Origin of the sequence: Dyadobacter psychrotolerans (assembly GCF_004349265.1) — a bacterium.
Taxonomy (GTDB): domain Bacteria; phylum Bacteroidota; class Bacteroidia; order Cytophagales; family Spirosomataceae; genus Dyadobacter; species Dyadobacter psychrotolerans.
On record NZ_SMFL01000002.1, the window covers coordinates 814,645 to 836,568 of the forward strand.

The 21,924-nt window shown below is 41.6% G+C and carries 20 protein-coding genes; 8 read left to right on the forward strand and 12 right to left on the reverse strand.

Features of this window, described 5'->3' with window-relative positions; all coding sequences use genetic code 11:
- Positions 1–107 precede the first annotated feature (107 nt).
- Complete coding sequence (locus tag E0F88_RS07105; RefSeq protein ID WP_131957516.1) at positions 108–1,331, forward strand: RsmB/NOP family class I SAM-dependent RNA methyltransferase; 1,224 nt, start codon at positions 108–110, stop codon at positions 1,329–1,331.
- A 5-nt stretch (positions 1,332–1,336) separates the two neighbouring features.
- Here E0F88_RS07105 and E0F88_RS35025 read toward each other — a convergent pair whose 3' ends face one another.
- From E0F88_RS35025 to E0F88_RS07110, 3 genes are all read right to left on the reverse strand, one after another.
- On the reverse strand, positions 1,337–1,483 hold the full coding sequence (locus E0F88_RS35025; protein ID WP_510185870.1) for a hypothetical protein: 147 nt from the start codon (positions 1,481–1,483) through the stop codon (positions 1,337–1,339).
- Positions 1,452–1,661, reverse strand: a complete 210-nt coding sequence (locus E0F88_RS35030) for a DoxX-related protein (protein WP_510185871.1) — start codon at positions 1,659–1,661, stop codon at positions 1,452–1,454. Before E0F88_RS35030 ends, E0F88_RS35025 begins: the two co-directional genes overlap by 32 nt.
- Before the next feature lie 145 nt (positions 1,662–1,806).
- Positions 1,807–2,655 (reverse strand): ThuA domain-containing protein, encoded by an 849-nt coding sequence (locus tag E0F88_RS07110; RefSeq protein ID WP_131957517.1) that lies wholly within the window; start codon positions 2,653–2,655, stop codon positions 1,807–1,809.
- Between the two features lie 166 nt (positions 2,656–2,821).
- Here E0F88_RS07110 and E0F88_RS07115 point away from each other — a divergent pair, with 166 nt between their 5' ends.
- The gene (locus tag E0F88_RS07115) at positions 2,822–4,945 is read left to right on the forward strand and encodes a Tex family protein (RefSeq protein ID WP_131957518.1); all 2,124 of its coding nucleotides are present in this window, start codon (positions 2,822–2,824) and stop codon (positions 4,943–4,945) included.
- A gap of 59 nt (positions 4,946–5,004) precedes the next feature.
- Positions 5,005–5,457: an SRPBCC family protein gene (locus tag E0F88_RS07120; RefSeq protein ID WP_131957519.1), complete on the forward strand. Its 453-nt coding sequence runs from the start codon at positions 5,005–5,007 to the stop codon at positions 5,455–5,457.
- Between the two features lie 61 nt (positions 5,458–5,518).
- Here the strand turns inward: E0F88_RS07120 and E0F88_RS07125 are convergent, their stop codons facing one another.
- The 7 genes from E0F88_RS07125 to E0F88_RS07155 form a co-directional block, all read right to left on the reverse strand.
- Positions 5,519–5,974: an SRPBCC domain-containing protein gene (locus E0F88_RS07125; protein ID WP_131957520.1), complete on the reverse strand. Its 456-nt coding sequence runs from the start codon at positions 5,972–5,974 to the stop codon at positions 5,519–5,521.
- 106 nt (positions 5,975–6,080) lie between these two features.
- Positions 6,081–6,908, reverse strand: coding sequence for a 4,5-DOPA-extradiol-dioxygenase (gene ygiD, locus E0F88_RS07130; protein ID WP_131957521.1), 828 nt, complete (start codon positions 6,906–6,908; stop codon positions 6,081–6,083).
- A gap of 258 nt (positions 6,909–7,166) precedes the next feature.
- Positions 7,167–7,817, reverse strand: a complete 651-nt coding sequence (locus E0F88_RS07135; RefSeq protein WP_131957522.1) for an NAD(P)-dependent oxidoreductase — start codon at positions 7,815–7,817, stop codon at positions 7,167–7,169.
- 58 nt (positions 7,818–7,875) lie between these two features.
- Complete coding sequence (locus E0F88_RS07140; RefSeq protein WP_131957523.1) at positions 7,876–8,283, reverse strand: Rrf2 family transcriptional regulator; 408 nt, start codon at positions 8,281–8,283, stop codon at positions 7,876–7,878.
- A gap of 126 nt (positions 8,284–8,409) precedes the next feature.
- Complete coding sequence (locus tag E0F88_RS07145) at positions 8,410–9,360, reverse strand: aldo/keto reductase (protein ID WP_131957524.1); 951 nt, start codon at positions 9,358–9,360, stop codon at positions 8,410–8,412.
- 378 nt (positions 9,361–9,738) lie between these two features.
- Positions 9,739–10,146 carry a DoxX family membrane protein gene (locus tag E0F88_RS07150; protein WP_131957525.1) on the reverse strand — a complete coding sequence of 136 codons (408 nt, stop codon included), beginning with the start codon at positions 10,144–10,146 and terminating at the stop codon, positions 9,739–9,741.
- Between the two features lie 202 nt (positions 10,147–10,348).
- Positions 10,349–12,556: a T9SS type B sorting domain-containing protein gene (locus E0F88_RS07155; protein ID WP_131957526.1), complete on the reverse strand. Its 2,208-nt coding sequence runs from the start codon at positions 12,554–12,556 to the stop codon at positions 10,349–10,351.
- 63 nt (positions 12,557–12,619) lie between these two features.
- Between E0F88_RS07155 and rlmD the strand changes: the two genes are divergently transcribed.
- A complete protein-coding gene (gene rlmD, locus E0F88_RS07160; protein ID WP_131957527.1) occupies positions 12,620–14,020 on the forward strand; it encodes a 23S rRNA (uracil(1939)-C(5))-methyltransferase RlmD in 1,401 nt (466 codons plus the stop codon).
- A 60-nt stretch (positions 14,021–14,080) separates the two neighbouring features.
- Here rlmD and dnaB read toward each other — a convergent pair whose 3' ends face one another.
- A complete protein-coding gene (gene dnaB, locus E0F88_RS07165) occupies positions 14,081–15,688 on the reverse strand; it encodes a replicative DNA helicase (protein WP_131957528.1) in 1,608 nt (535 codons plus the stop codon).
- A gap of 248 nt (positions 15,689–15,936) precedes the next feature.
- On the opposite strand from dnaB, the gene E0F88_RS07170 reads away from it, so the two are divergent.
- Genes E0F88_RS07170 through E0F88_RS07180 form a run of 3 tightly spaced genes read left to right on the forward strand, consistent with a single transcriptional unit; the run spans position 15,937 to position 20,233 of the window.
- Positions 15,937–16,887, forward strand: a complete 951-nt coding sequence (locus tag E0F88_RS07170) for a PhoH family protein (RefSeq protein WP_131957529.1) — start codon at positions 15,937–15,939, stop codon at positions 16,885–16,887.
- Between the two features lie 28 nt (positions 16,888–16,915).
- Positions 16,916–18,160: a M43 family zinc metalloprotease gene (locus E0F88_RS07175; protein WP_229213696.1), complete on the forward strand. Its 1,245-nt coding sequence runs from the start codon at positions 16,916–16,918 to the stop codon at positions 18,158–18,160.
- Positions 18,161–18,169: 9 nt separating this feature from the next.
- Complete coding sequence (locus E0F88_RS07180; RefSeq protein ID WP_131957531.1) at positions 18,170–20,233, forward strand: ComEC/Rec2 family competence protein; 2,064 nt, start codon at positions 18,170–18,172, stop codon at positions 20,231–20,233.
- Here the strand turns inward: E0F88_RS07180 and E0F88_RS07185 are convergent.
- Entirely contained in the window at positions 20,222–21,337 is a 1,116-nt protein-coding gene (locus tag E0F88_RS07185; protein ID WP_229213697.1) for a DUF922 domain-containing protein, read from the reverse strand. The genes E0F88_RS07180 and E0F88_RS07185 overlap by 12 nt on opposite strands.
- A gap of 43 nt (positions 21,338–21,380) precedes the next feature.
- On the opposite strand from E0F88_RS07185, the gene E0F88_RS07190 reads away from it, so the two are divergent.
- Positions 21,381–21,857 carry a deoxycytidylate deaminase gene (locus E0F88_RS07190; RefSeq protein WP_131957532.1) on the forward strand — a complete coding sequence of 159 codons (477 nt, stop codon included), beginning with the start codon at positions 21,381–21,383 and terminating at the stop codon, positions 21,855–21,857.
- Positions 21,858–21,924: the final 67 nt, after the last annotated feature.

The window sequence follows — 21,924 nt, forward strand, 5'->3', positions numbered from 1 at the left end:
TTTTCAGATTTGTAAACTTATCTAACCCAATTTTACCGAACTTTGAAGCCGTCAGGTTATTGACTGTTCAGTATAAAATCACGGTTTAGCCGTCAATCAGAAAACAATTGAAACTATATAAAGGATTAGTAGATGCCACTGTTCAGGCTGTAATGGACATTTTTGTAAAAAACCGTCAGGCTGATCGGGTCGTAGAGGTGCTGTTAAAGTCAAACAAAAAATGGGGCGCCAGGGACCGCGCTTTCATTGCTGAGAATACTTATGAGATGGTCAGATGGTGGAGACTTATCAAATATGTAAGTTCAATTGACAAAGCTACTGACAAAGACGAATTCTGGACTTTGTTCGGTGCCTGGCAGATCATAAAACCGCTGCATTTAAAACTTGAAACCGATAATAAGCTACCGGAATGGGAAGAATTTAGCCGCCTTAATGCAGAACATGTTTTAGAATTGTATGCACAGGCGCTGCCAATCAGAAAAATTGCAGAGTCAATTCCGGATTGGATCGATCAGACCGGCGAAGAGCAACTGGGTAATAAGTGGCCTTCTGAGCTTCATGCGCTTAATCAGCCTGCGCCGGTTGTACTTAGGGTAAATACCTTAAAAAGCAATATCGAAACGGTGAAGCAGCTTTTGGGAGCGGAAGATGTAGAAACGATTGACGGGGTTCCTGATGCACTTGTCTTTAAAAAACGACGGAATGTATTTGGCTCTGAAAGTTTTAAAGATGGATTTTTTGAAGTTCAGGATGCTGGTTCACAGCTTATCGCTCCATTTCTTGACATAAAACCTGGATTGAGCGTTATTGATGCCTGTGCAGGTGCAGGCGGAAAGTCATTGCATCTGGCTGCATTGCTTCAGAATTCAGGATCGGTTCTCTCTATGGATATAGAAGAAAACAAATTGACCGAGCTGCAACGGCGTGCAAAACGAAACGGCGTTACAAATTTGGAAACAATGCTGATTACTTCGGAGGAAATTATCCACGGTCTGGCCGGCACAGCGGATCGATTGCTTTTGGATGTGCCGTGCTCAGGTTTAGGAGTGCTGCGGCGCAATCCCGATAGTAAATGGAAACTTAAAACGCAGTTCTTAGAAACGATTCGAAATGTACAGTGGCAGATTTTAAGTACCTACTGTACTATGGTCAAAAAAGGAGGTAAGATGGTTTATGCAACATGCAGCGTGTTGCCTTCTGAATCAGAGGACCAGATCGCGCGTTTTATGAAAAAACATGGAAAGGAATGGAAGCTTCTTTCCCAACACCGCACTTCTGTGGCCAATGATGGTTTTGACGGGTTTTATATGGCCCTACTTCAAAAGAAATAAAACTGCTAGACGCTCAGGGAGAAATACCAGACCCACCAGATTAGAAATGGCTGCATCGGTATTCGAAACCATAGGTATCGCATTCCTTTACCGTCATAGGTTCCTTTCTGATAATGAAGTTTATGCATTGCAGCATAAATATTTGCGGGCAACAGTGCCAGAAAGAAATAAAATCAGACACCAGGCTGTGATTGTTCTTGACTGAATAAACAGTAAGCTCAGGCCAAACAATATTTCCATTAAACCGGTCACTAACACCAATGCAGTTTTGAACGGAAATAACTTTGGTATCATAAGTGACATACCTTTTGGAAATTTAAAATGCCCAATAAATTACCTATTTTATTTTCGGATGTAGTTGCCTTGGTTCTATGAAAGAGATTTCACAGCTGTATTTTTTAACGTTAAGTATTATAACACTGTAAAATAATTCAATTAAACCAAGGATAGTCAGTATATTAAATAAACTTTTTATCTATTTCTTAACCTTTTTACCAGCATTGCCAATCCACAACAAACCGTTCAAAATGAGCCGATTTTGAACCTCATTTTCGAATGTAAAAGAGAGTTCCTTATTAGTTTTGTTCTCATAATCGATATCGTTGTGACCCATATTGAAATAAACCATTCTGTAATTCTTGTTTCGCCACACGATTGGGTAATATCCGCTATTCCAAATTTCATACGCTTTTGGGCCGGTCCCCAACGGAAAACTTGTGGAGTCAACCGAAGCGAGAACTTCTATATCCGGATTGGCTTTCAGATCTTTTTCCCAACAATACCATTCGTTGGGTGATGATCTGAATGTTTCGGGTAAATTGTTAGTGATCGGATGATTTTGGTTTTCGATGCGCAAAATTGCGGAGGTGGGACGCCAGGTGTTGCTTTTATACTGTCCGGATCCAAGAAAAGTATTGTGGTACCAATCCCAGTTTTGCGGATAAGCCGATGGTGATAACGCAAAGGCAGAAAAATGAAAACCCATCCATCCGCCTCCGTTTTTCACATAGTTTTCAAATGCCAAACGCTGCTCCGGTGTTTCAGGACGTGTATCAAGAAATATTACGACCTGATAATCGCTTAAATATTTGGTGTTCAGGTTATTCCAATTGTTGGTGGAGTCATAGGAAAACTGATATTTTTCCGCCATTTTCGGAAACCACCTGTTCGCTTCATGCACAAAACTTACATGTGCCCTGTCATTTTTAGCTGTATAAAAAGCAATTACTCTAAACTTTGCAGTTTGTGCATATAGTTGAAAAGGTGCAGAGCACATCAGAAAAATTAGGAGGGAAATTATAGATCTCGGCAGGAGTAAATTCATGGTAAAAAGCAGAATTAATGGTAAAAAACTTAGCGGGATAAATTTACGTATTTGTGTACCACTAACAAGCAGCAGTTACAGCTGCGAGAAAGCTTAACTTAAAATACCATTGTTTTAAAACACTCCTTACTTTTACAAAAAGAGTTTGTCATTGTTAAAAGTAAATATGAATTATTCCCTGATTTCAGGCCAGGCAAGCGTATCGGAAAAACAAGTCCGCAATACCATACAGTTATTCGAGGAAGGTGCTACGTTACCTTTTATCTCACGTTACCGTAAAGAGGCCACGGGAGGGCTGGATGAGGTGCAGATTGGTGCCATTAAAGATGCATGGCAAAAACAACTTGAAGTAGAAAAACGTCGTGAGGCAATACTTAAAAATATAGAAGAGCAGGGCAAGCTAACTCCTGAACTTAAAAAACAGATTACAGGTGTATTCTCTCTGGTAGAGCTGGAAGACCTTTATCTGCCCTACCGTCAGAAACGAAAGACCAGGGCGTCCCTGGCTATTGAGAAAGGATTGGAGCCGCTGGCACGGCTTATCTTTTCAGGTAAGGAGAATGATCCGGAAAATAAAGCAGGTTCATTTGTAAATGAGCAGGTTAAAACAGCTGATGAGGCGCTACAGGGCGCCAGAGACATTATGGCAGAATGGATCAGTGAAAATCAGGACGCTCGCACAAGAATTAGGAATCTTTTTCAGCGAAGTGCATTGATTACTTCCAAAGTTAAAAAGAAGAAACAAGAAGATGGAATCAAGTATAAGGATTATTTTGAGTTTTCAGAGCCTTTGTCACGCATCCCTTCTCACCGGTTACTTGCTATCCGTCGGGGTGAGGAAGAGGGGTTTTTAAGTGTGGATATCTCCCCGGATGAAGACGATGCTTTGGAAGCCCTTGACCGGATTTTTGTAAGAGGCTCAAATGCATGTAAGGACCAGATAGAACTGGCTGTAGAGGATGGTTACAAACGGCTCTTAAAACCATCCATCGAAACAGAGTTTTCTAATCTGTCGAAAGACAAAGCTGATGTTTCAGCCATTCAGATATTTACCGAAAACCTGCGTCAGCTATTGTTGGCATCGCCTTTAGGTCAAAAGAACGTGATTGCGATCGATCCGGGATATCGAACGGGTTGTAAGGTTGTGGTGTTGGATGGACAGGGAACTCTGGTGGCAGATAAAGTGCTTTATCCTTTCGATAAGTCCAATGAAGCAAGCGCCACACTTGGGGATTTAATATCAAAATATAAAATTGAAGCCATAGCGGTAGGGAACGGTACGGCTGGAAGGGAAACAGAAGACTTTGTCAAGAAAATTTTAAATATGCTTGATAAGTCAGACGAAATAGGACTATTCAGCGTAAGCGAACAGGGAGCTTCTATCTACTCCGCTTCGGATGTGGCAAGGGAAGAGTTTCCCGACAAGGATGTTACAGTTCGCGGGTCGGTGTCAATAGGCCGGCGTTTAATGGACCCGTTGGCTGAACTTGTTAAAATTGATCCCAAGTCAATCGGTGTGGGCCAATATCAGCACGACGTAGACCAGAATTCATTGAAGAATGCTTTGGATGTAGTCGTGGAAAGCTGCGTAAATTCCGTAGGCGTAAATCTCAACACAGCAAGTAAGCATTTATTGCGCTATGTTTCGGGGCTCGGACCCGCTTTGGCGCAAAATATCGTAGAATTTAGGTCAAAAAACGGAAATTTCAAATCCAGACAACAATTGTTAAAAGTTCCGCGGCTGGGCGCCAAGGCATTTGAGCAGGCTGCAGGCTTTTTACGAATAGAAAATGGAACTAACCCTTTGGATAACAGCGCTGTGCATCCGGAAAGTTACCCTATCGTAGAAAAAATGGCAAAAGATGTAGGAGCGACGGTTAAAGATCTGGTCCAAAAACAGGAGTTGCGTAAACAACTGGATCCGGTGAAATATATTTCCGGAACAATAGGGCTTCCCACTTTAAAGGATATTTTGCAGGAACTTGAGAAACCATCGCGTGATCCGCGCACACCTGTTAAAAAATTCGAGTTCGACAGCTCAGTCAGAAAACCTGAGGATTTAAAAGTAGGGATGGTATTGCCGGGAATCGTTACGAATATTACCGCTTTTGGCGCATTCGTCGATGTGGGTGTAAAGCAGGACGGCCTGGTTCATTTGTCTCAGATGGCCGATAAATTTATCAGGGATCCCAACGAAGTAGTGCGCTTGCAGCAAATAGTCACCGTTAAAGTTACGGAAGTCGATCTTGCGCGAAAAAGGATTGCATTAAGTATGAAAGGAATTTTCTGATTTATCGGATCTCAGGAGAGCTTTTTGCCTTGATCTTTATTTTTCACATGAACAGGTTTATGCAGAAATTATATTTTACTCAGGAATTGCCTATTTCGTTAGATGAAGCATGGGCTTTTTTTTCTAACCCCGTTAACTTAAAAGAAATCACCCCGGCGCATATGGGATTTGTTGTTACATCAAAGCACCATGGCGATGTCATGTATCCGGGACAGATCATTCGCTATATCGTAAAGCCGGTTCTGGGAATTCCTCTAAAATGGTGCACTGAAATTACGCATGTTGAAGACAAAAAATATTTCGTTGACGAACAGCGTTTCGGTCCATATGCTTTTTGGCATCATCAGCATCATTTTACTGCCGTTGCTGGCGGTGTTCTGATGGAGGACATCCTTAATTATAAGGTTCCTCTGGGTTTTTTGGGAAATATCGTAGACGCGCTTTTCGTCAGGAAGGAAGTAACCGGAATATTTGAGTATAGGAAGAAAGTTTTAACGGAAAAATTTCGTTGAGAATCCGTCCAATCTATTCAATGGTTTACCAGAATCAAATTTCTGGTAAACCATTGTAATTTTAGCTGGTTTTGTGATTTAGCTCAGACGTATTTTCAACGATCCGTTTGATGGTATGCGAAACGGTCATCCAGTTGTCTTCAGCTTTGACAACCGCTTCGTCATCTTCGAGATTATCCTGGGTAATTGTCAGTGTCGTCTCTTCATCATACGGGGAAATATGGAAAGTGATATGGGCATAATTGTCCTCAAAATCATCTGTACCGGACATGGAACTCCAATAACTATAACTTAAAACTCTCTCCGGATTAACATCCAGAATCGTTCCTTTATCAATATACGGTTTGCCCTGCCATTCTCCGGTAAATATAATAGGGCTTCCAAGTTTCCAGTCTGTAATCGTGTCAGTTCCGTGTAGATATTCCTTTATGATTTCAGGGTTTATCAGCGCTTGCCACACTTCTGCCGGCGTTGCATGCATAGATAGCGATGTTGTTGCAAGAAGTTTGCGATTCATGTTCGTAAGTCGGTCTGGTGATACCTGATTATACTGAAAAATCGTGCCATAGCCCTAACCGTAATATGCAAACGTCAGTCTGCAATCCTGGTTTGTTGCCGCCAACTTATCCTATTTTAACGGATGTCATTGAAAGCGATCCCATCACAGCAATGTCGTTGAAAACAGTAGCTTGCTCCTCTTTGTTTTGAAGACCAAGCGTATATAAAAGTGGATAATAATGATCCGGTGTCGGGATGGCGTAAGTGGCGGCTTTTCCCAGTTTCTCATAGTTTATCAACGGTTCGTGGTTTCCATTTTCAAGAAGATCTTTAACCTTAACCTTCAATTCCATGGCCCAGTCATAGCCGTATTCCGGCTCTTTCATTTTGTCCCAGGCTACCATTCTCAGGTTATGTATGATATTTCCACTTCCAATGATTAGTATACCTTTCTGCCTGAGAGAGTTTATTTCTCTGGCTAATTTGTAGTGATAAGTTGCTGGTTTATCGTAATCAATGCTTAGCTGTAATATTGGAATATTCGCATTTGGGTACATGTGCCTAACGATCGTCCAGGTTCCGTGATCCAGTCCCCAATCGTGGTCTAGTCCTACGTTTGTACTCTTTACAAGCTGTGATGTTTCCAAAGCGAGCAGCGGGTCGCCGGGTGCAGGATACTGAACGGCGAATAGTTCTTTTGGAAATCCTCCGAAGTCATGAATAGTGGCAGGGAAGGGCATTGCTGTTATCCTGGTACCTTTTGTAAGCCAGTGGGCCGACACAATCAACACCGCTTTAGGAACCTGAATTGTCTCACCAAGTTTTTTCCATTCTTCTGTGAAAACATTTGTTTCGATCCCGTTCATTGGTGAGCCATGGCCAAGAAATAGCACGGGCATTAAATCAGACGCTGATAAGCCAGTTGATATCTTTCTTAGATCTTGTAAGTTCATTGTTTAATATTTTAAAAATGAGACTTTTATATTGATTACTTTTGAAAGTTAAATGCTAATAATAATATTTATATGTATTTAACATTTTGAAAGTACCTTACTTTTTATATTTATTTTTATTTAATTAGCGTAAAATTAAATATATGTATTTATAATATTTAAAGAAATATACTTTTGATACATTTAATTAGTTGAATAAGCTTAGCACTTATGAATATTTCTAAAAGATTATATCTTTTAGAAATATAAAATGTATAATTAGTAGGCAGCAGTAAAACGCTTTTTAATAAACTGAGGATTCTCAATTTCATCAATGATGGCAACTGCAAGATCCTCTACAGAAATAATACTTCTGTGGTGTTCATTAAACACCGGATTGTTCAGAGCGGTGCGGTAAGTTCCTTTTCTCACCCCCGAAGTTCCCGGATGCATTTCTATCGCCGGGCTTAAAAAAGTCCAATCCAGTTCATTTTCGGTTTTAAGTATATTTAGATAATCCCTTGCTGCACCCGCACCGGCTTTGTATTCTTCCGGAAACTGTGGCGTGTCAATAAGCTGTACACCGGGTGCCACTTCTAAACTACCCGCTCCACCTATAACCAGCAGTCTCTTTACACCAGCAAGTTTCACACCTGACTGTATGATTTGGGATACTCTTAGGAACTCATTGTAAAGATCAGGATTAGTCCAGCCGGCGTTGTAAGCACTGATCACCGCGTCGGTTCCCGTTACCAGTTTTGCTACTTCTTCTGTGCTTGAGACATCTCCCTTCAAAGGCGTCACCAGCGCATTATTTTCAATTTTGTCCGTATTTCTCGCAATAGCGATAACCTCATGTCCACGGCTAACTAACTCATTTAATACCTGGGTTCCAACAAATCCGGTTGCTCCGATCAATGCTACTTTCATTTTATTAATTTTTAAAGGTTGTAAAATACTGAAATGATCTGTTACAGTTCTCGAAGAATCAGAACTTGCTGCAAAAATCGGCAAGGGTGGTCCTGGCGAGACTGGAAACAAGTGCTCGTTCGGACTGTTCATACAAATCATCTAAATGATCATTGATTTTCCTTCCTACCGGGCACGCAGGGTTTGGGAAATTGATTCCTTTTCCCAATAAATCTTTTTGTCGGACTGCTTCGTAAATGTCCGACATCAAAATTTGATCCGGTGCTTTATTTAACCTGCTTCCACCTGATTTTCCTTCTTTACTCTTAACCAATCCATATTCCCTTAGATTAATCAGCTCTTTACGAACTAAAACGGGATTTATGTTGATACTGCCGGCAAGATAATCCGAGGAAGTCCATTCTTCCCCACTCGTTGCAAGAAGTGTCAATATATGGACCGAAATCGCAAATTTTCCGTTATTCATACTGTAATTATTTTCATTACAGTATGAAGACATTTTAACTGGAAAATAAGTTCATGACTCATTTTTTTTGCATAAAAAAAGGGCTGTATCCTTTCGGATTCAGCCCTGATTAATCAGTCAAAGACTCTAGTATGCACTGGCGTTATTTAACTGTTCAACTGCATCTGTATCCAATTGCAATTCTGCTGCTTTGGTTAAAGCTTTCAGTTGCTCCAAACTTGTAGCACTTGCGATTGGCGCAGTAACGGACTTACGAGCAATCAACCATGCGATGGATATGCTAGCAGGCGTTGTATTGTAACGGCCAGAGACCTCGTCCAGCGATTTTAATATTTTGAATCCTCTTTCATTCAGATAGTCTTTTATACCACCACCTCTTGCACTTTTCCCAAGGTCTGCTTCTCTCCGGTATTTTCCCGTAAGAAACCCGCTGGCCAACGCATAATAGTTGATCACGCCTAGATTGTTTTCAAGGCAAAGCGCTTCTATCTCTTTTTCAAAACCTTCACGGGCATACAGGTTGTATTCCGGCTGAAATGTTTGGTAGGAGGGGAAGCCGTGTGTTTTGCTGGCTTCCAGAGAAGCCGATAGTCTTTCCGGCGAAAGATTAGAGGCTCCGATCCATTTAACTTTGCCCGCCTTCACAAGCTCACCATAAGTTTCCAGTGTTTCTTCCACCTGTGTTTCGTCGTCATCCCAATGCGTTTGATACAAATCAATATAGTCTGTCTGCAAACGACGTAAAGAATCGTCTACAGCTTTTAAAATATAAGCCTTACTCAGGTCGGTTCTGCCTTGTCCCATGTCTGCTCCAACCTTAGTGGCGATGATTACTTTGTTTCGGTTAGCCCTTTCTTTCATCCATTTTCCAATTATTTTTTCGGATTCACCGCCGTTATTTCCAGGTACCCACCGGGAATATACATCCGCAGTATCGATTAAGTTGAACCCGGAAGCTACAAATTCATCCAGAATTTCAAAGGATTTCTTTTCATCAATTGTCCAGCCAAATACATTACCTCCCAGTGTTAGCGGTGCTACATACAAATCACTTTCTCCTAATTGTCTCTTTTCCATAACTTTGTGATTTTAACTAATTATATTGTAAATACTTTTAATATTAATAATATGTTATTTATTATTAATGCTTATAAAAAGTGATTTTTGTATTAAAGTCATTTTTACTTTCTGTACATATTTAGTTTACTCATACTATTAAAAGTATAATAAGGTTTAATAAATATATATTAATTCGAATATTTATACTTTCTATACTTTTAAAATGTGATAAACATATTTTACATTTTAAATCATAGCTAATATTACAGTGTATTAAACTTTTATACCTTAAATACCTTATTGTATTAATTATTAATTTAAATAGTTCTTCACTTTTTATACTTTTAAAATGTTTTGTTACAAACCATAAGATGTTCCTTTTAATACATTTGCTCGTCAGGATTTCCTCTTCAAATTGTCTATTGCGTAAAAATTATAATCTCTTACGAAGCAAAGCATTACTGAAAAGAAAGCTGTATGAATCAGTTGTGATGGTATTGCGCTCCATTCCTCAATCATGGAAGTTCCAAAGATCAGGCTTATCATCACGAAACCTCCGGCAATAAGAGCTTGTCTGGTAAACAGTCCAAGCAGCAGAAACAAGCCCACCAAAAGTTCAGCGATTGGCAATGCATAACTGAAAGGTTTGACCAGAATTACCGGCAGCATGGATTTTTGAAACTGCCCGATCATCCAACTGCTAAAACCAGCAAGCTTTGGAAGCCGTACAAGCCCGTGGCCAAACATACTCATGCCAACTGCAAGTCGTCCCAGCAGAAAGGACCATTGAAAAGAATTTGTCATATTTTCTTTGATTGATATAATACTTAACATCGGCTGTTCTCTGCTGGTTTCGTCCTGGGCTGGTTTACGAAATAACTTTTGAGAAAATGAGATAACAGATTATTATTTGGATCATTATTATTTGGATCTGTCGGAAAACAAAAAATCCTCCCTGATTAGGTTTATAACCTTAACAGGGAGGATTTTCAATCAGGTGAATTTATTATTTAAGGATTGTCAACCCACCCTTAAATGACTTATTAGTGTACTCAATAAGATAGTAATAATAACCGGCAGAAATATCATCAGGACACCAGTTTTTACCGATTTCTCTGGTGAAATAAACCTGTTTGCCCCAGCGGTTGTATATAATCACACTTTTAAATTCGTTCCCACAGGTGCCCGGTGGCAGCGTTTCCAGCACAAGGCAATCATTTTTACCATCCCCGTTTGGAGTAATCACATTCGCTATTTCAGGCATTTCGACATCTACTTCATCTTTTACCAAAACTTCAACTGTGGTCGTGTCACTGGCTGCGCCGCAGTTTTTATCCACGGTAATAAAATCTATTGTAAAGACCTGTTCTGATTCGCCATTCATCATCGCACAGTCGGGAGCCCATAAATAAGGGCTTGTCAGGCTCTTAACCCCAGATTTATTTGTGAAGCTCATACCCAGCGCCTTCATGTCAAATCCTCTTCCTGCTGCGGTGAGCGTGATGTTGTTCGTATCAGGATCAGAAGCTGATACATTAAACTGAATCGGATCATAGCGCCCTATTGTGTAGGTCAAGGAAGGCGATGCGAGACTCGTGGACACTGATGGCGGATTGTTTGGCGACTGATCGATTACAAAGTAAACCGGTTTGGAAACGCCAAGCGGATTTCCAGAGCAGCGCATATCTTCCAATAAAAAGTCTACGGCAAGCGTGTCACCTTTCCGGGCATTGCAGGGCGGCGTCCATGTGAAGTTTTGCTGCACGGTTTCTTTACCGGTTGCGGGCCTGAAATTCATACCCTGGGAAGTGAGCGAGAAATTCTGACCCTGAGCGGAGAGTTCCAGATCATCTTTGTCGGCATCCTTTCCAAAGACCGTGAAATTAACCGGTACGCCAACCGTCGCATGAACATAATTGCCGGGTAGGGAAGTGGTAACGACCGGAGGGGTATTTGTACTATTTTCACGGCGGATAAAAATGGTCAGCGTGTCCATTAAGGGTACCGGACAGCTTCCATCTTCGGCAATGAGCTCGATACGTATCGGGCGGTTATCGTAAGTGACAAAACACTCATCCAGGCAAATCTGAAAACGCATCGTATCGCTTTGGGAGGTTTTCCTAAACTCAGCAGGCAGAATCGTGAAATAATTTTTTGAGTTGTTTATTGCTTTTCCGTTTACTCTGATCAGATCTGTGAGAGACGGATCAACAACCATAACTTCGAAGCAATTTGGGTCGTCTTTTTTGACTGTTATAATTTCGTTGTTGGCGTAGTAGGTATCTTTCCCTGTCGGTTTAAATAAAAGTTTCGGAGCATCCATTTTTGGGCAGTCAACCACCATCAGCTGAAAATCTCTTGTTAAAGAACCGATTTTTACTCCTTTCCGATACTCATCAACCTGGACAGTGAACACATATAAACCTTTATTTCCAGCGGTTACCGAAAGCATACCGGTTCTGGTATTAACGCTAAGGGGTTTTGGTCCTGGGATCATGTTGGAAACCGAGATCCCGTCAATCCAGGTCAGCTTCGGATAATTAGAAGAACCACGGCCCGGAGCACTGGGCTGGTCTTTTGAAGAATACCCCTGCATGGGTGTTACCAGGCTATACACCAGGCTGTCTCCGTCGGCATCCGTTCCGCCAAAGTCAAAATTAAATGGGGTGTTTACACAGGCGTAATCTCCCTGAATAGTCGGAAAAACAGGCGAACTGTTATTAAAAGCAAGGTTACTTTTCACAATGGGTGGGAATTCCAGATAGAACAAACTGCCCGCATCACCCGGATCTTTTATGTTGGTTATTGTTCCGTTCCGGCAGCACCGGTCCCACACCATATAATACCCCTGGGCATCGTTAAAAGCACTGGTTTCCAGCAGCACATCCGAAGCATAGGTGATCATGTAGGTTTCTAAAGATGATATTCCGCAGGTCGGATTGGTGTAATTGACCGATTTTCGTTCTATTTTTGGGGCCTGAAGATAACCGACTGCTGCATTGTCCCTCTTTCGAAAAACATAAATGTTTACAAACGGATCTTCTGCACCCGGATTTCCATTGATGGCATCAAAATACATCGTCAGGCCAATGCGGTAATTATTGACAGTTCCTTTATTTTGGGTGATAAAAAGTTGTCCGCCGACTATGTGTGTGGCGTTGGCTTCAAAAAAAGAAAACAGTATCAGAAACAGTAAAATAAACTGATTTTTCATGACTGATAACAAGAGTAAAGATTATCCGATAAGTATTCGGTTTTAGAAATTATAAAAAGAAATATGTCAAAACATAACAAATATGAATACGTTGAAATTACTGATTTCGCGGCAGAAGGCAAATGTATATTTAAATCAGAAGACGGCGTAATTTTTGTAGAAGGAAATGTTGCTCCCGGTGACATAGTGGATCTTGAAGTAGTAAAAACCAAAAAGAAATTAAAGGAAGCCATTGTTACCAAGGTTCATTCGAAGTCTTCCATGCGGACGGACCCGTATTGCCTGCATCATGGCGTTTGCGGTGGATGTAAATGGCAGCACATCGGGTATGAACATCAGTTGCGTTTTAAAAGACAGCAGGTTGTAGATCATTTTGAAAGAATCGGTAAAATCAAGGATGTAGAAATCAATCAGATTATTGCTGCTCCGGCGACGGAATATTACCGTAACAAACTGGAATTTACTTTTTCCAACTGGCGCTGGCTTACGAAAGATCAGATGGATTCCGGTCAGCAGTTTACCAAACATGCGCTCGGGTTTCATGTTCCAAAACGCTTTGACAAAATTTTCACCGTCGATCATTGTCATTTGCAATCTGATCCTTCCAACACAATCCGGAATTCCCTGCATCATTTTGGTGAGCTGCATGGCATTCCCTATTACGATGTGCGTTTTAATGTGGGAACACTCCGGAATGTTGTGATCCGTACAGCCAACTCCGGTGATGTGATGGTGATTGTACAATTCGGTGAGCAAAACGATGAGGCGATTGAAAAAGTGATGGAATATTTGCACAAAACGCACAAGGAAATTACCTCTCTTAACTACATCGTCAATCTGAAAGGAAATGATTCGTATCAGGACCAGGATGTGATACATTATGCAGGAGAGACGACGATACGTGAAACGATGGAAGATCTTACTTTCCTGGTTGGTCCAAAGTCTTTTTACCAGACCAATTCAGCGCAGGCTTACACCCTGTTTAATGTTACCCGGGAATTTGCAGGGCTTACCGGTAATGAATCTGTTTATGATCTTTATACAGGAACAGGAACGATCGCCAATTTTGTAGCCAGGCGTGCTAAAAAAGTAGTTGGTGTGGAGTATGTGGAAGCTGCTGTTGAAGACGCGAGAATAAATTCTCAGATAAACCGAATTACCAATACTTCATTTTTTGCCGGAGATATGCGCCGGATCATGAATGAAGATTTTTTGAGAAAACACGGAAGGCCGGATGTGATCATTACCGATCCACCGCGTGCAGGAATGGACCAGCCGGTTGTGGAAACGATATTAAAAGCGGGTCCTGACCGGATTGTATATGTGAGCTGTAACACGGCAACGCAGGCAAGGGATCTGGCGCTGATGTCGGATGATTACGAAGTTACAAAGGTTCAGCCGGTAGATATGTTCCCCAACACGCACCATGTGGAGAACATCGCTCTTTTGGTGAGGAGAGGGTAGGGCAAAGAGTTATGGGCATCGGCTATTTTTCCCTATGCCCATAACCCAAAGCCCCTGCTCTTAAAACGGGGGCTCGTTGTCGGGGCCTTTGTAATCGAAATTGCTTAAATCATTTGCACGGCTTCTCAATGTTCCGCTTGCTGGTGGCGCCTGGCTTTCAAAGGAAGCGATTGGATTGCTCGTTACGATCGGGCGGTCAACAGCATAAGGAACCGGGGAAAACTGCGAATCCAGATCTGCAAACTTGGTATATTTACCAATAAATCTTAATTGAACCGTATCCAGTGAACCTGCACGGTTTTTAGCTACAATTACTTCGCCGATACCGGCTACTGAATTTCCGGCTTCATCTTCTGTAATTCCATAATACTCAGGTCGATAAAGGAATAAAACCATATCGGCATCCTGCTCGATAGATCCTGATTCCCTTAAATCGGACAGCTGAGGTCTTTTCTCTCCCCCACGTGTTTCCACTGCCCGGCTAAGCTGCGACAGCGCGATCACGGGTACGTCAAGTTCCTTTGCCAGGTTTTTAAGCGAACGCGAAATCATAGCGATTTCCTGTTCCCTGTTTCCCGCTCCTTTTCCGCCTGTATCACCTGTCATCAATTGGAGGTAATCAATAACGATCATCTGAATATCGTGCTGCGCTTTTAAACGTCTCGATTTTGCACGCAATTCCAGGATCGACAGGGCAGGGGTATCATCAATAAAAATAGGGGCATTGGTAAGTTTATGAATCCGGTGGTGAAGCTGTTCCCATTCGTGAGGAGCAAGACTACCTTTCCGGATTTTCTCACTATCGATTTCGGCTTCCGCTGATATCAAACGATTCACCAGCTGGACAGACGACATTTCAAGAGAAAATATCGCAACGGGCATGTTGAAATCCACAGCTGCATTACGAAGCGAGGAGACAACAAAAGCCGTTTTTCCCATACCAGGACGAGCGGCCAGAATCATTAATTCCGTTTTTTGCCATCCGGAAGTCAGCCTGTCCAAAGCGCTGAAACCGGAAGGAACGCCGGTAAGCCCGTCGGTATTATTCTTTTTCTGATCAAGTTCTTCCAGTGCCTGACGCATCAGCGCACCCATGTCAGAGTAATTTTTCTTGATATTGCTTTCTGAGATCTGGAACAGTGACTGTTCCGTTTTGTCCAGTAATCTGAAAACGTCTGTGGTGTCTTCAAATGCTTCTTTTAAGATCTCAGATGATATTTTGATCAGTTCACGCTTGATGGCAGCCTGTGAAATAATACGTGCATGGAATTCAATATTGGCAGCAGAATTGACCCTGGAAGTTAATTCCATAATATAAGCGGCGCCGCCTATGATTTCAAGTTCACCGGTACTTCTCAATTTAGAAGTAACGGTCAGCATATCGATTGGCTCGGAGTCAGCAAACAGGGTAATAATTGCCGTGTAAATTCTCTGGTGAGCTTCCTTGTAGAAACTATCAGGTTTTAAAATGTCGGCAACTGCAGTCAGGGCATCCTTTTCAATCATCAGTGCTCCCAGAATTGCTTCTTCCACATCAATGGCTTGAGGAGGTAGTTTGCCAAAGGTTTGTTCAGGACCTGTTGTGCGTGTGCCGTTTGGTTTCCTGGCGGAACCGGCTAGTTTTGAACCGTTCTTGGAATAGTTGTTTGATGCGTTGTTATTTTCCATGTTATAACAAAATTAAGCATTGCCGGGCTTGAAGTAAAGGAAGTTGCATCAACTATTTTTTTAGAAGAGGTATTGACAAAAAATATCAAAATATGGGTGGCTGATACTGAATCACTTGGTTCTTATTTGACGGGATTTTGCCGTTAAATAAAAAAGGAAGGGCGAAACGCTGTATTTTAATTTCGCAAATCTTGGTTATTATTACTAAATTTTACAAACTTTAATTAATCACTCAAACATTAACTCATTTGCTCGAAAAAATCATCACGCTCGAAGACGTTTCAATGGTCGACTTTTTAGGAATTCACAATTCGAATATCAAAGAAGTAGCTGCGGCCTTTCCCGGTAGTAAAATTATTTCAAGGGGTAACGAAATCAGGATTCAGGGTACTGCTCCCGAAATAATCCGTATCACCGATGTGTTGGACTCGCTTATTGCACACTATCAGAAGTACGGAAAAATTACGAACGAGAATGTCAAAGTATATTTAAACGGGGTTACGTTATCGCCCGGCAAGAAATCGGCCGATGATGACGATGATGTAATTATCTATGGAAATAAAGGTCTTGTTGTAAAAGCCAAAACGGCAAACCAAAAATTGCTTGTTGATCAGGCCTCCAAATACGATCTGGTATTCGCGGTTGGCCCCGCTGGTACAGGTAAAACCTACACGGCCGTGGCCATTGCTGTAAGAGCATTAAAAAACAAGGAAGTTAAAAAAATCATAATCACACGTCCCGCTGTTGAAGCGGGAGAGAATCTGGGATTTCTTCCGGGTGATCTGAAAGAAAAAATAGATCCTTATCTGCGTCCGATCTACGATGCACTTGACGATATGATTGCGCCGGAAAAACTGAAACTTTATCTGGAAAGCCGCGTCATAGAAATAGCGCCCCTGGCGTACATGCGGGGTAGAACACTGAATAATGCCTTTATTTTGCTTGATGAAGCTCAGAATACGACCCCAATGCAGATGAAAATGTTTCTTACAAGGATGGGACCAAGTTCAAAAGCAATTATTACAGGCGATAAATCGCAGATCGATTTGCCGAAAAATTTGAAATCAGGTTTAATAGATTCTTTATCAATACTGAAAGGTATTAAAGGCATCAGTTTTGTTGAATTAGACGGATCAGATGTGGTACGCCATCGCCTGGTAAAAGATATTCTTGCAGCCTATGAAAAGACGGAGCAATAACTTTCTGTTAAAGACAATCGTATTGTTAATGATTTCCGTACCGGCACTGGCGCAGCAGGCAGATTCTCTGTTGATTCGCTGCGTCACTGCCGAGCGGGATTCTATACGGATTTCCGGAAGTCCAATGCTTCGCAGGTTAAGACAGGATTCTGAAACAGCAATTCAGGAACAAATTAGCAGGATCCGTTCGCGGATGCGGGTTTCGGCTGATGCAATTACGATTCCGGTTGTCGTGCATGTAGTCCACAACCAAAAAGACAATCGTATCGGAGGGACCAACAATTCCAATATTTCTGACGAACAGATTCAAAGCCAGATTGATGTGCTCAATGAGGATTATGCCAACAAATCGGGATATAAAGGTTTTTACACGGATTCTCTCGGTGTGGATACGGGAATACGTTTTAAGCTGGTGGGCGTTGTGCGTAAGTATGATGCGCAAGGACAATTCAGTGCCTATACGGATGACATTACCCTGGCAACCATATCTCCACCCTGGCCAACCAGCAGATATCTGAATATTTGGGTTTGTTCCTTATCTAATTTATTTCTGGGTGTTGCGCAATTTCCGGTAATTACCCAGATTAATAAACAAACTACCGGATTATTACTTGAAGATGAAGAGGACACTGATCCCTTAACTGACGGCGTAATAATTGATTCACGTTACTTTGGCAGAAATTCACCGGCGATCACCAGCGCAGTTTATAATCTGGGGCGTACAACAACACACGAAGTTGGCCACTGGCTTGGACTTTTTCATATTTGGGGTGTGAACGTTAACGGTTGTGGGACCGATTATTGCGACGATACCCCACGTGCACAGGCTGCTAATGAAACAACTGATCTTTCTTGCAGCCCTAAATATTCGACCTGCGGAGGCGCTCTTTCCCGAAATATGATCGAAAATTACATGGATTATTCTCCGGACAGGTGCATGAGTGTTTTTACTCAGGATCAAAAAAACAGAATGTACGCCGTGCTGGAACTGAGCCCGAGGCGTGCAAAACTGGTCGAATATGCTCAGATCACAACTCCGTCCGTCACCGTGGAGCTTTTTCCAAATCCCGCACAGGAATATCTTAATGCCAATATTTACACTCCGGATTACAAGCCTTTTACCGTAAGTATTTTTAATGTCCGGGGCGTGAAGATGTCTGCTGATGCGGTTAATGAAACTTATATCAACGTGAAAAACTATCCTGCTGGTTTGTATTTCCTTCGGGTCAATACAGATTCAGAAACCGTTACAAAACGATTTTTGGTTAGATAGTTAGTTTACATGTTTTCACGAACACCTTACCTTGGGTTTGTGATATTCTTTATCACAGGGATACTTTTAGATACCTATCTGCTGTCACAAACGGGTATTTCAAATACTGTAATTATCGGTATTTCTTTATCAAGCGCTGCGCTGTCTTTTTGGTTTTTCCAAATCAGATCTTACCGTTTTACCACCTTTTGCCTATCGGTCTGCTTGATATCTGCAGGTGCCGTGACACATTTACTGCAGCTCAATCAGCTCAACACTTCTTTAACTGCATTATCAGATTCAACCTACACGTCATATCAGACGGTGGTTCGCTCTCTTCCGGAAAAGCGGGCAAAAAGTATCCGGATGGAGGTTCTGATACAGGCTATCAGGAAGAAAGCTGGTTGGAAGTCCGAAAGTACCAGGGCTTTGCTAAGTATTCCCTCAGATGCGGCAGTTGTGCCGAAACCAGGTGATTTTATCGTTGTAAGAGGTAAACTTGGCAGACCGGATTTACCGCTTAATCCGGAAGAATTTGATTATCAGACTTATTTATGGAATAAAGGAATTGTATGGACCGGCTATCTGCCGGAAGGAAGTTATCAGATTTTACCTGATCATCAGGCGTCGGGACCAGCATTTTGGAGTATGAAGCTGTCAGAGTGGGCTGATAGGACCTTTCGTGAAAATATCAAAGATGATAAGTCTTATGGTTTGGTCAAAGCCATGTTGTTAGGCAGGCGCGATGACCTTCGTTCCGATCAGGTAGATGATTACACAACTTCCGGAACTGTACATAGCTTATCGGTTTCAGGAATGCATGTTGCAATCATCTTTCTGGTAATAAGTACATGCCTCAACTGGTTGAAACGGTGGAACCCGGGCCGTTACATTTATCTTTTACTCGTTACAGCTCTCTTGTGTTTTTATGCGCTGGTAACCGGAATACCTCCTTCGGTTCAGCGCGCCACACTGATGTGCATCGTTTTTGTAATCGCAGAGGTTTTTAAACGTAAGCAGGCATCGATAAATACTTTATCCATTTCTGCCTTATTGATCCTGATATTTGATGCAAATGCCATCTATGATGTTGGTTTTCAGCTTTCCTATCTGGCGATGACCGGTATTTTTTTATTGTATCAACCTATCGAGCGATTTTGGAAACCGTCAAACCATTTGTCAAAATACATCTGGCAGATTACCGCTTTGTCTTTTGCTGCACAGCTCGCTACCTTCCCGTTAAGTTTGTATTATTTTCATCAGTTTCCTTCCTATTTCTGGCTGATCAATCCGTTTGTGATCGGTTTTACCAATGTGCTTTTACCTGCGGCAATGGTTTTGTTGCTATTTAGTCTGCTAAATATTACCTGGTTGCAAGCCGTGGTGAACTGGACTGTCGACATTTCTGCTTATCTGACCAACGTTTCTGTCTCCGTACCAAAGCTTCTTCCCGGATATCTGGTTGAAAATTTATATCTGGACAAATTTGAGGTTGTTTTACTGTATGGTTGTATCGTATTGGTCTGGCTTTCTTATAGTAAGCAGGAAAATATATGGTTGAAGTATTGCTCAGCTGCAACTTTAGTCTTTATTTTTTACTCCGTATCGTTAAGTTTTCAAAAGTATGTTACGCCTGCTGCCATGATCCATTCGGTGCCAAAACATTCCGTAATCAGTTTTAAAGAAGGTAATCGCTTGTACATTTCAAGTGATCCTGCTTTTATACAAGACAGTGATGCTTACGATTTTCGGATAAAGAATTATGCGATAAGCGAAGGTGTACTGGAAAGGATTTTTATCCCTAACACCTATAAAAATACATCGGGAAAGTTAACTGTTAAGAATTGGGATGATGGCCGGCTAATAGCATGGCAGGACAAAATAATCACGCATGGAAATTATGTCAATACTTCGCAGTCAGTCGACTACATGCTTATCACCTCCGGAAAACCAGGGAAAATGCCAACGATGAAGTCAAATACTATTTTTCTCACTGGTGGAGAAATACACGGTCGCAGGCAAGCGCAGTGGCAACGCTACTTTGGGAAAAATACTTTTTATGATTTGTCCAGCGGAGCGCTATCACTGCATTGAATAGATCGAAGAAATTTCTGCTGTAATTTTTCTGTCCCACGCAGCTTGTGCCGCCGGATTTAGCCCATGACCGGTTTCACCGTCATAAGCTTCCTGTTCCCGGTTCATTTCACGAAAGGTTTCAAGAAACTGATATTGTATTTCACTATCATAATCCTCTATGGTAAGTTCAGCCTTTTTTAAATTGGCTTTAAATCTCTCAACAACCATACGGGTAACGTCAAAATGAAGCTGCTCATGCCGAAGTGTACTCGCTGTGCGGTATTCGGGTCTGCCCCAGGACATGTCCTTCACCATAAATACCTTTAATCCGATTTCCACAACCAAATCATCACCCTTTGGATAAGATCTTCCCTCATAGGCGAAACTGGTGAAAACGGCAGCAGCATAACGGCTTCCCGGCCTGCCTCCCATTCCCCGAAAGTCCGACCAGATCAGGGGTCGCCTGGGATCATAAAACACAGTATCACGGTTGGAGTTGTTTCTGATTTCTTTAAAAACCAGTACCAGATTTCTCGCAAGGGACGGAGTTTTACCTGCATTATCCGTCATCCATTTATTAAAGTGGACAATGGACTGAGTCAGAATTTGTTCGGTAATTTTTTCATAGTAAAGATCATGCTCCGGCCTGGTGTAACTTGCCGAGGTTTGATAATTTGTCAATTCCACGGGCTGCATGTCTCTATACCATCGAAATGTGATGGTCAGACTGACTTCACCAGCGATTTTATTGGTACCTATTTTTTTTTCACTCACCTTGAAATCTTTCACAGTAATGTAAAGAGGCAGGTAAGTCTCTTTATTTTTCGGTGCTAAAAAGGACCAGTAGGATATCAGATTTTTTTCAAGACTTCCGTTCAGTTCCAATGCAACATCTTTACCAAATGCCACCACCTTTCCCAATCCGGATCCTGGTTCCTTTCTTTTATCCTCAACTTCCTGAATATAAAATTTATACGATTTCAGCAAAGAAGGCGACGGTTTCGAAAAGCGTAAAGTAACCTTGTCCTGCTGTGCGTATCCATTCAGATACAAAAGTATTAGCAGTAATGTGATCAGCCGGCTTTTGTATGTTAATGGCAATGTATATTGAATCCAAACCATCGTTTTTCTAAGTTTGTATGTTCTTTCAGTATTAAAAATCGCAATGACTTTACTAACAACGAATTTAAAGCCGGAATTTGATGATATTTTTATGGAATTGGCAAATAATCTGGCGCAGCGTTCCCATTGTATCAAAGCACAGGTGGGTGCGGTACTGACAAAAGATACCAGGATCATTTCCATTGGCTACAATGGCCCTCCGGCAGGAACACATAATTGCGATGAGGAATTCCCTGAAACAGGTTGTCCGAGGGATGCAAAAGGGAGTTGTTCCCTTGCGCTTCATGCAGAACAAAATGCGATTCTGTTTGCTGTAAAAAACGGGTCCAATATTGAAGGATCGACTTTGTTTGTTACGCTCGCACCTTGTATAGCCTGTGCCCGGGTGATTTATACAATGAAAATCAAAAAAGTGATTTTTCTTAAATCATACGCAGCATACAAAGGAATTGCTGTGGAAGAAGGAGTGGAGTTTTTAAGACGTTTCGGTGTGGAGGTGGAGCAGTATCAAGTGAATTAAAAATTATGAATGAAGAATTAAGAATTTAGCTGGAGTAGCAAATTTTTAATTCTTCATTTTTTAATTC